The 9777-nt window shown below is 40.0% G+C and carries 10 protein-coding genes, 1 pseudogene and 1 riboswitch; of the genes and pseudogenes, 9 read left to right on the top strand and 2 right to left on the bottom strand.

The genetic code is table 11. The features are described from left to right. Nucleotides 1-806, top strand: an 806-nt coding sequence (locus tag AB685_RS29875; RefSeq protein ID WP_206742931.1) for an IucA/IucC family C-terminal-domain containing protein, incomplete at its 5' end; no start/stop codon positions are given. 109 nt (nucleotides 807-915) lie between these two features. After that, nucleotides 916-1368 carry a GNAT family N-acetyltransferase gene (locus tag AB685_RS23090; protein WP_047972927.1) on the top strand — a complete coding sequence of 151 codons (453 nt, stop codon included), beginning with the start codon at nucleotides 916-918 and terminating at the stop codon, nucleotides 1366-1368. A gap of 24 nt (nucleotides 1369-1392) precedes the next feature. Here AB685_RS23090 and AB685_RS23085 read toward each other — a convergent pair whose 3' ends face one another. Next, a complete protein-coding gene (locus tag AB685_RS23085; protein WP_047972926.1) occupies nucleotides 1393-2583 on the bottom strand; it encodes a DUF418 domain-containing protein in 1191 nt (396 codons plus the stop codon). Between the two features lie 165 nt (nucleotides 2584-2748). Between AB685_RS23085 and nfsA the strand changes: the two genes are divergently transcribed. From nfsA to AB685_RS23060, 5 genes are all read left to right on the top strand, one after another. Beyond that, nucleotides 2749-3507 (top strand): oxygen-insensitive NADPH nitroreductase, encoded by a 759-nt coding sequence (gene nfsA / locus AB685_RS23080; protein ID WP_347230882.1) that lies wholly within the window; start codon nucleotides 2749-2751, stop codon nucleotides 3505-3507. Nucleotides 3508-3602: 95 nt separating this feature from the next. Next, nucleotides 3603-3705, top strand: a riboswitch (SAM riboswitch). Between the two features lie 86 nt (nucleotides 3706-3791). Beyond that, nucleotides 3792-4970, top strand: coding sequence for a pyridoxal phosphate-dependent aminotransferase (locus AB685_RS23075; RefSeq protein ID WP_047972924.1), 1179 nt, complete (start codon nucleotides 3792-3794; stop codon nucleotides 4968-4970). Nucleotides 4971-5040: 70 nt separating this feature from the next. Then, the gene (locus tag AB685_RS23070) at nucleotides 5041-5937 is read left to right on the top strand and encodes a manganese catalase family protein (protein WP_047972923.1); all 897 of its coding nucleotides are present in this window, start codon (nucleotides 5041-5043) and stop codon (nucleotides 5935-5937) included. A 113-nt stretch (nucleotides 5938-6050) separates the two neighbouring features. Further along, on the top strand, nucleotides 6051-7112 hold the full coding sequence (locus AB685_RS23065) for a tartrate dehydrogenase (RefSeq protein ID WP_047972922.1): 1062 nt from the start codon (nucleotides 6051-6053) through the stop codon (nucleotides 7110-7112). Nucleotides 7113-7129: 17 nt separating this feature from the next. Then, nucleotides 7130-7756 (top strand): fumarylacetoacetate hydrolase family protein, encoded by a 627-nt coding sequence (locus AB685_RS23060; RefSeq protein ID WP_047972921.1) that lies wholly within the window; start codon nucleotides 7130-7132, stop codon nucleotides 7754-7756. Between the two features lie 34 nt (nucleotides 7757-7790). Here AB685_RS23060 and AB685_RS23055 read toward each other — a convergent pair whose 3' ends face one another. Continuing rightward, entirely contained in the window at nucleotides 7791-8435 is a 645-nt protein-coding gene (locus tag AB685_RS23055; RefSeq protein ID WP_047972920.1) for a class I SAM-dependent methyltransferase, read from the bottom strand. A 196-nt stretch (nucleotides 8436-8631) separates the two neighbouring features. Here AB685_RS23055 and AB685_RS23050 point away from each other — a divergent pair, with 196 nt between their 5' ends. Beyond that, nucleotides 8632-9555 carry an ABC transporter ATP-binding protein gene (locus AB685_RS23050; protein ID WP_241773369.1) on the top strand — a complete coding sequence of 308 codons (924 nt, stop codon included), beginning with the start codon at nucleotides 8632-8634 and terminating at the stop codon, nucleotides 9553-9555. Continuing rightward, nucleotides 9556-9777, top strand: a pseudogene (locus tag AB685_RS23045) (ABC transporter permease); the annotation flags it as partial. It abuts the gene before it with no gap.

The following is a 9777-nucleotide window of genomic DNA, read 5'->3' as shown; positions in this document are numbered from 1 at the left end:
AGATCCTTTATTTGGAACACCTTTATGTATTCCGCATGGTAGAGGGAGATGTATTGTCAAACAGGAGGTTGATTCGTTTGGTCCTTACAAAGCTCTTAGCTGATGAAATTAGTGCCCTTGAATCGACTCGATTGACGGTTAATTTAAAACAAACTCAACCTTTATCGTGTGCTGTTCATCAGTTATTTGATGAGGAATTTCTTTTTCAATATTTAGAAGATGTACGAAAAGAAGTGAATGCTCCTGACTTACTAGTCGCTGCTTCGATGTTTTCTAAACGTTACAGTCTCATCATCACTTTACCAACCCTTTTAATGTTAACGGTTTACAATAAGCGTTTAGCATGGAGCAAAGATGATTTGCAGCTTTCGGATTCAGCTTCTGAACAATGGTGGCTACCTTCTATTCATATCGCTCAACTAAACTATGAAGAAATAAAGAAGGGTGAGGAAGGTTCAAGACAAATTGAGACGTTATTTACTCAGTTATTTGCTGAACATCTTACTCCTTTATGGCAACTTCTTCATAAGCAAACAGGTATTCCAACTGCTACTCTATGGGAGAATACATTTGCGTATATAAAGTGGTTCTATCACACTGTTCTGCCTGAAAAAGCAGATCTGACTCGTGTGCAAGAAGATTTTCAATGGATAGGGCAAGCGAGCGGAGACTTGTTCGGATTGAGAAAGAATCCTTTTGCGCCCTTTTATCAAGAGCAGAAACAAGAGGAAAGGCTAACCTGCTGTTTTGCTTATAAATGTTCTGCAGACAAGGTAATGTGTACGTCTTGTCCAAAAATGAAGTAAGGCATCCAAAGAAAATTGGATGTCTTATTTTTTGTAAAAAGTAGGAAACCTTACGTTTWAAATCGAATAAGAGAAAKAAAAGTCCGACTAAACCGAGGGAGAGCTTTTGATGAGAATAAATCATTATTTCAATTTAAGCGAAGACATGGCTTTAAAATTAATAGAGTTACAGCAGCAAGCCTATCAAGTGGAAGCGGCTCTCATAAACTATCCGAAACTACCTCCTCTAGCAGAAACAACCAAAGACCTGTTAGTCGATTCTCTAAAATGGTATGTTGCTACAAACGACCATGATGTAATGGGGGCTGTAGCAATTGATATTAAGCCAAGTTATTGGGAGCTAAATAAAGTGATTGTCTCCCCAAATTTTTTTAGGAAAGGGATTGGCAGAAGACTCATACAAGAAGTAAAAGAGAGAGCTCAGGCACCTATTTTTGTAACGACGGCTAGTCACAATCTTCCTGCTGTAAACTTATACAAAAGTGAAGGGTTTCAACCTTTTAAAAATGAACGGACCACCGAAGGGTTAGTGCTTGAGACCTTTATCTATAAGAAAAGCTGAGGAGTGTAGCCCTCAGCTTTTTAATCAGGATTCTCGTTTTAATTTTGGGATTTCTAAATACGTACCAGCACGCCAGAACCACTCAAACGGTCCCATTTTAAAGTGTGTAATCCACCATTTACTAAACAGAATTTGTATCAAGAAGAACACCATCGCAAGGATAGCTCCTACAAAATAACCAAGGCTGTTAAAAAGTCCAAATCCGTATCCAAAGAAAAGGGTCGTGAAAACGATCGACTGCATCAAGTAGTTCGTAAGTGACAAACGACCTACCATAGCAAAAGGCTGTAACCATTTTCTCGCAGTAGGGTTCGTGGCAAGTAAGGCAATGCTCGTTGCATAGAACATCGCAACAAGGGGTCCCCCAATCGTCATATGGAGCATCTCATATTGATAGGAATCTCCGATAAATGCATGAGGGATTTTAGCCGGAAACCCTACAAGAAGAGTAATCAACCAAACCTTTTTCAATAGTGGACGGTGAGTATCAATGTTAAGAAGCCATTTCTTTCTTGCGACAAAAGCACCCAATAAGAACATACCAATGACGGCAATCATCGCACTTAGGATAACAAGAATTTGACCGTATCCTCCTAGACCAAACATATCCTCCGTTAACCTGAAATGAACAACCTCAGCATAACTTCCTGAGGTGAGCACTTCTTTTTCAATGACTGAGTAGGCAGCTAATGAATCTTCAACAACAAGGGTAGATTCATCTTCTGGCATGCCAATGCTAGTGGTCATTAACAAAAGAAGGATTAATGACCAAACCAAAAGCCCCTTCTCCTTTAGACGTAAGAAGAAGTAGAGGAGCATACCTCCAAGCGCATAGGTCAATAAGATATCTCCATCCCAAATAAAAAGATAATGCAAAAATCCAACGGCTAGTAAAATACCCATTCTTCTGAAATAGACAGTACCAAAGCGAAGCTCACGTTGTTCGAGTCTTTCTTTGAGTAGAGCCATACCATAACCAAATAAGAAAGAAAATAATGTATAAAAGCTAGCTGTTGCCAAAAATAAGATGGCACTCTCAGTAATCCGGTCAATCGTACCGAGTGGGTAATAATCATGTAGACTAGGAATCAAAAATAGACCGTATTGGAAATGAAGACTATTAGCTAATAGAATTCCTAGCAATGCGATGCCACGCATCATATCAAGAGAKGCAATTCGTTCGTTATCTTGGATCGAAGTTGCTCGTTTGGTCATGAGGTTTTCTCCTTTTCTAATAAGCTGAAGTTGAAGCGAATAGTTTCATTGTAAAATATTTCTAATGAGCGAACAAGGGGTTCGTTCATTAAATTACTGAGCCTTCTTCTTTTAATGATCAGCCCTTTTCATGTAAACTAATAAATAAATACTAGTAAAGGGTTGATGATGATGCAAAATGATTCAATACGGTTACTTCAAAGCCATCGCTCTATCCGATCATTTACAAATGAAAAGGTGAGCCAAGAGCAAATCGAAAATATTGTAGAATCAGGTAGATGGGCACCAACCTCTCATCATGTTCAAGCGTATAGTATCGTTGTGATTCAAGACCAAAAGAAAAAAGACAAGCTAGCAGAGTTAGTCGGAAATCAAGCATATGTTGCACAATGTCCTGTCTTCTTTGTCATTTGTGCAGATTTTAGTCGCTTGAAAAAAGCAAGTGAACTTCATCAGAAAAGTTTTGAAGTTGGTGGAATTGAGCAAGTTCTTGTTGGTGCTGTGGACGCGGCGCTTGTTGCTGAAAATATGTTAGTGGCTGCAAGGTCCTATGAACTCGGTGGAGTGATGATTGGCGGCATTCGTAACCTGCCAGATGAAGTAAGTGAGTTACTTTCTCTACCAGATTATACGTTCCCGGTGATGGGGTTATGTGTAGGACAGCCTAATCAAGATCCTACTCAAAAGCCAAGATTACCTGAAGCAGCTTCTGTGCATTATGAAACGTACAACAATGAGCAAATTGATGCAGCCCTAGAAGAGTATGATCAAGAAATGAAACGTTACTACACAGATCGAACAAGCGGAAAACGTGAGACTACATGGAGTGAAATGATGTCAGGGCATTTTTCAACACCAAAGCGAGCTCATCTAGATACATTTTTAAAGAAGCAAGGATTTTTATATTCTAGCAACAAAGATTGACAAATCGTTAACAATTCTGTAAACTCTCATTCATAAAGAGTAATTACATAATGTGTAGCGCTTTCATAGGGCGTTAGACAAAAATGAATAATCATCACTTATCAAGAGAGACCGAGGGAACAGGCCCGACGACGTCCAGCAACCGCCATTTGGAAAGGTGCTCCTTCCTGCAGAATCTTGTATTCTGAGAGATAAGCGAATTGTCTTATTCGGACAAGAGCCTTTTTCAGAATTTGAAAAGGGCTCTTTTTTTATTGCAAGATAGAATGATAGAGGTGAGAGAGATGAAAACGTTTGAACAATCTGAGGCAATGAAACGATTGCCCAGTCAATTTTTCGCGAAGCTAGTGAAAAAAGTAAGTGAAAYTAGTAGTAAGCATGATGATGTGATTAATCTAGGACAAGGCAATCCGGACCAGCCAACACCTACTCACATTGTTGATAAATTAAAAGAAGCGGCCGAAAATCCTGTTCATCATAAATATGCACCATTTGCGGGTCACTCCTTTTTAAAGGAAGCGGTTGCCGACTATTATTACAGAGAGTACGGGGTAGAAATCGATCCTGAGAATGAAGTTGCTGTACTCGGCGGGGCCAAAACAGGGCTTATTGAATTAAGCCAGTGCTTGTTGAATCCAGAAGATCTGGCTCTTGTTCCTGATCCAGGTTATCCAGATTATTGGTCAGGCGTAGAGTTAAGTGGGGCAAGCATGCATATGATGCCTTTATTAGAAGAATTGGGCTTCCACCCTGATTTCTCAAAGCTTAGCGAGGATACATTAAAGAAAGCAAAATTGATGTTCTTGAATTATCCAAATAACCCAACAGGAGCTGTTGCGACGCCGACGCTCTTTCAAGATGCCATTGAAATTGGACAAAGACATGATATTTGTATTGTTCACGATTTTGCCTATGGCGCCATTGGTTTTGATGGAGTAAAGCCTCTTAGTTTCTTGCAGTTAAAAGGGGCAAAAGATGTCGGTGTAGAGGTAATGACTTTATCTAAGTCTTACAATATGGCAGGGTGGCGTGTGGGCTTTGTTGTTGGAAACAAAAGCGTCGTTCGCGCGATTGAACAGCTACAAGATCATCTTTTCTGCAGTATATTTGGTGGGATTCAAGAGGCGGCAGCTCATGCATTGCTTTCTGATCAACAATGTGTGACTGATCTTGTTGCTACCTATGAATCACGTCGWAAGGCATTAGTAGATGCAGCACACAAAGCAGGTTGGGAAGTGGAAGCACCACGTGGGTCTTTCTTTGCTTGGTTCCCTGTCCCAAAAAACCATACATCTGAAGAATTTGCGGACATTTTATTAAATGAAGCAAGGGTCGTTGTAGCACCTGGTATTGGATTTGGAGAGTACGGAGAAGGTTTCGTACGGATCGGATTGCTGGCGGATGAAGCGACATTAACTGAAGCGATGGAGCGAATCGGTGCTCTTCATCTGTTCTCTAAATAAAAGGTTATAAGACAAACAATCTCTCTCATACATGATATAGAGTTACTTGATGTGAATAGGAGGGGTTGTTTTGTTTACTCGCTATAATCGCTTAGCTATTGAACTACCAAAACCTAAAGCTCCTGATGCCAATGCAGCAGCCGCTGTGCAAGAACTACTTGGTGGGAAATTTGGAGAAATGTCGACGTTGAATAATTACTTGTTTCAGTCGTTTAACTTCAGGAATAAGAAAAAGTTAAAGCCTTTTTTTGATTTAGTGGCAAGTATTACAGCAGAAGAATTGGGCCATGTAGAGCTTGTTTCCAATACGATTAACTTGATGATTGAAGGGACTACTTTCCCAGGGGATCCCAATATTGCCCCAATGAGAGCTGCTACGGATAAGCGAAACACAGCTCACTTTATTCAAACCGCTCAGACGTCCTACCCGATGGATTCGATGGGCGGTTCCTGGCGAGGAGACTATGTGTTTAATAGTGGGAACTTAATTCTTGATCTCTTGCATAACTTCTTCTTAGAATGCGGAGCAAGAACCCATAAGATGCGGGTGTATGAAATGACGAGTAACCCGGTTGCTCGTGAAATGATTGGTTATCTCCTTGTCCGCGGAGGAGTACATGTTGTTGCTTATGCTAAGGCGATCGAGATTGCAACAGGTGTTGATGTGACAAAGATGCTTCCAATTCCAAATTTAGATAATGCGGCATTCGAAACTACCCGTAAATTTGAAGCTGAAGGGGTTCATCGTAAATTATATACATGGAGTGCAACTGATTACCGAGATATTGATAAGATCTGGAAAGGAGATCACCCTCTACAAGGAGGTCAGTTAGAAGTGATAGTTGGTGCACCTGCTGGAGCCCCGATGCCTGATTTAGAAGAGATTCCGGAAGAATTTGCACCTGGTATTTCACAAGAAGACTTTGATGAAATTGTTAAACGTTTGCAACGGTCTGCAGGGATTTAATCTAACGGGTGCACAGTTTAAAGGAAACTGTGCGCTTTATTCATTGAACGGAACAAAGCGCTTTCAATTTTTAGAATCTTTCTATAAAATACAACTTGGAGAGGAGTGTTAGTGTGAAAAAGATAAAATTAGGTGTAATCCCAGGAGATGGGGTTGGAGTAGAAATTATGCCATATGCCACCCAAGTGTTAAATGCAATTGCCCAAGTGCATGGTGGCTTGAAATTTGAGCATACATGGTATCCGTGGAGCTGTGAATATTATTTAGAGTACGGTGAGATGATGCCAAAAGATGGACTTGATCAACTCAGTCAGCATGATGCCATCTTTTTAGGAGCAGTTGGAAATCCAAATCTTGTAGCTGACCATACATCGTTATGGGGACTCTTAATTAATATTCGTCGAGGATTTAAGCAAACGTTAAATATACGTCATGCCAAGCAATTAAGAGGTATTACTCCGATGGTCATCAATCCTAACGGGTTTGATCTAATTGTTGTGCGCGAAAATAGTGAAGGCGAATATAGTGAAGTGGGAGGACGTATTCACTCAGGTGAGGATGAAGTGGTCGTTCAAAATGCTGTATTTACTAGAAAGGCAACTGAGCGCGCGATGCACTATGCCTTTGAGTTAGCAAAAACGAGAAAAGGACATGTCACAAGTGCGACGAAATCRAATGGAATTGTCTTTTCGATGCCATTTTGGGATGAAGTGTTTGATCAAGTTGGACAAGATTATCTAGATGTGGAAAAGCGCTCTGCTCATATTGATGCTTTAGCTGCTTTTTTAGTATCGAAGCCTAGTGAGTTTGATGTCATCGTAGCAAGTAATTTATTTGGCGATATATTAACAGACATTAGCGCAGCTGTGATGGGAAGTATTGGGATTGGACCTGCTGCCAATTTGAATGTTGATGGGAGCTATCCTTCAATGTTTGAACCTGTTCATGGATCGGCACCTGACATTGTAGGGAAGGGGATTGCCAATCCAATCGGTCAAATTTGGACAGGTAAAATGATGTTASACCATTTTGGAGAAACGGAACTTGCGACACAGCTACTGAACATTGTGGAGGATGTCACAGAAGCTGGGATTAAAACACCTGATGTAGGTGGTAAGGCCACGACAAGTGAAGTGACAGATGAAATAGTATCAAGAATTAAGCAACTTACATAAGGGTAGGAGGGTTAGAGATGAGCGAAGTAAAGAATATTTTTTGTATTGGACGAAATTATGCAAAACATGCAGTGGAATTAGGAAWTGAAGTACCTGATTCTCCTATTTTATTTTCAAAGCCTACACACTCATTGGCCTATGCAAAAGGCGATATGATTGCATTTCCTGTTGATAAAGGGGAGATTCATCATGAGCTTGAGATTGTATTACATATCGATCAACAGGTGAAAAAGGGAGATCTTGTTGAGGATGTAGTTAGCGCTATGTCGCTGGGGATTGATTTTACCTTACGTGATGTTCAGAGTGAATTGAAGAAAAAAGGACAACCGTGGGAACGAGCAAAAGGATTTCCGAATGCTGCGATTACAACTGATCCATTTCCATTTCCGGGAGTTGAGGAATGTRGAGAGTTTACATTTTCTCTAGTGAAAAATGGTGAAACGGTACAAGATGGAACCATAAAAGACATGATGTTTGATTTTCAAGCGATCATCACGGAATGTCAGGATGTATTTGGCTTAGGTGCAGGGGATCTCATCTATACGGGWACCCCTGAAGGAGTAGGGCCGATTCAAGATGGTGACCATTTTGAGTTCTATTGGGGAGAAGAGTGCAAAGGAAGGTTTACCGTTGAAATGAAATAAGAAAGGAGCCATTTTTGATGGGCTCCTTTCTTTTCTATTCTTTAGTGTTTTTCTTTATAAACATCGCCACTTTATACTCGAATTCGGTTTTATTGATTGTAGCAGCATTTTCACCAAAGTAAAAGCTCAGTAGTTTTCGTGCTTCTTCTACCGAATCAAAAGAAAAGGAAGTATGAATGATTTGATACTCAAAACCTTTGTTGACCCAATAATTCACATTACTTGCGATTGGATTTTTAGAAAGGGAGCAAAATTCATCCTCACCGTAATTATCTACAATGACTAGTAGCCCGTCCCCTTTCACGATCCGCTTCATTTCATCTAGACCCTTCTCAAGGTCTGCAACACCCTCAAAGAAAAAGGCCCAAGTAGAGTAAGCAGCATCAAATGTACTTGTGTGAAAGGGAACGTCTTGTGCTGTGCCTTTTGACCAGATGATCGCTTTAGTCGAATCAATCATTAATGGGTCAGGCTCGATAGCGACAATGGTGCGATGATTTGAGTGTAGCTGCTCTGCTGTGAAACCATTCCCAGCACCAATATCTAAAACCATTCCACTTGGTAACAGATGATCTAGAGCTTCTATTACTTTACCCTGCCTATCCATGCATCTTCGTTCAATTTCGAACAGGTCTGGATGTTCTCCTCCGTAAAAAGGAATGATATCTGAGTGTTTCATCGGTTTACCTCCTTAAAGTTAATACATGCTAATAAGGGACATAGGCCTTGCCATGTCATTTATTGAAAATAACTACGCTCTTTTTATTATCTCATTATTCGGTCTTTTATTTTAAGCTTTTTTTAAGAACTTCATAAGACTCATTTAAAGATTGGGTGTCATAATGCGGATAGAAGTGTTAAAGGGGGACATCAAGGTGACAAAAAAACAACCAGTTGCTCAAATTAGAAATGTGAAAAAGAAGATTGGTAAAAAAGAAATTATTCACGGGATTTCATTGGATGTTTATCCTGGTGAGGTGTTTGGCTTTCTTGGACCGAACGGAGCAGGAAAGACGACAATGATTCGGATGCTTGTCGGCCTAATGAAAAAATCAGAAGGAGAAATCCTTATTCAAGGATTTGATATTGAAAAGGAGTTTGAAGAGGCGATCAGGCACATCGGAGGCATTATTGAAAACCCTGAAATGTATAAATACTTAACTGGGTATGATAATTTGGTTCATTATGCAAGAATGCATCCCGATAAAATTTCAGAAGAGAGAGTGAAGGAAGTCGTCACATTAGTAGGATTAGAAGAACGAATTAATGAAAAGGTGCAAGGGTATTCACTTGGAATGCGTCAACGGTTAGGAGTGGCGCAAGCTCTGCTCCATTCACCTTCCTTGTTAATATTAGACGAACCGACTAACGGATTAGATCCAGCGGGTATTAGAGAAATTCGCCAATATATTAGACATATTGCTCATACAGAAGGCCTGGCGGTATTTGTATCTAGTCATCTTTTATCGGAAATGCAGCTAATGTGTGACCGAATCGGAATCATTAAAGAGGGGAGCCTTGTTAGTGTCGAGACGGTTGATGATTTCGTTAATTCTAAGTCCAATGCTGTTTTTCGATTTGAAGTTGATCGAGCAGAGGAAGTCTATCAATATATGAGGGTATTTATTAAAGAGTACGATTTTAAGCTTATTAATGACAAGCTAGAAGTTACYTGTGAGAGGGTGGAAATACCATTATTAATAGAAACAATTGTTAAAGCAGGATTTCTAATTTATAGTGTGTCAAATCATGAGACAACACTAGAAGAGAAATTTTTAGAAATGACGGAGGGGAATTAGATGAGTCAGTTGTTTCGCTTAATTAAGAATGAACACATAAAAATCTATAAACGTCTTGGTACATGGATAATGGTGGGCCTTCTATTAGGGGTCGTTTTATTAGTTGGAATGATGACTAGATTTGTCTTTGCAACAGATGATAGTGAGGAGTGGAGAACGCAGCTTATTACTGAAAATCAACAGTTTGAAGAATCGATGAATGATCACCCAGCCATGATGGCG

The sequence above is a fragment of the Bacillus sp. LL01 genome, assembly GCF_001037965.1.
The sequence above is the reverse complement of the archived record's forward strand: the minus strand, read 5'-3'. Positions and strand labels throughout refer to the sequence as shown.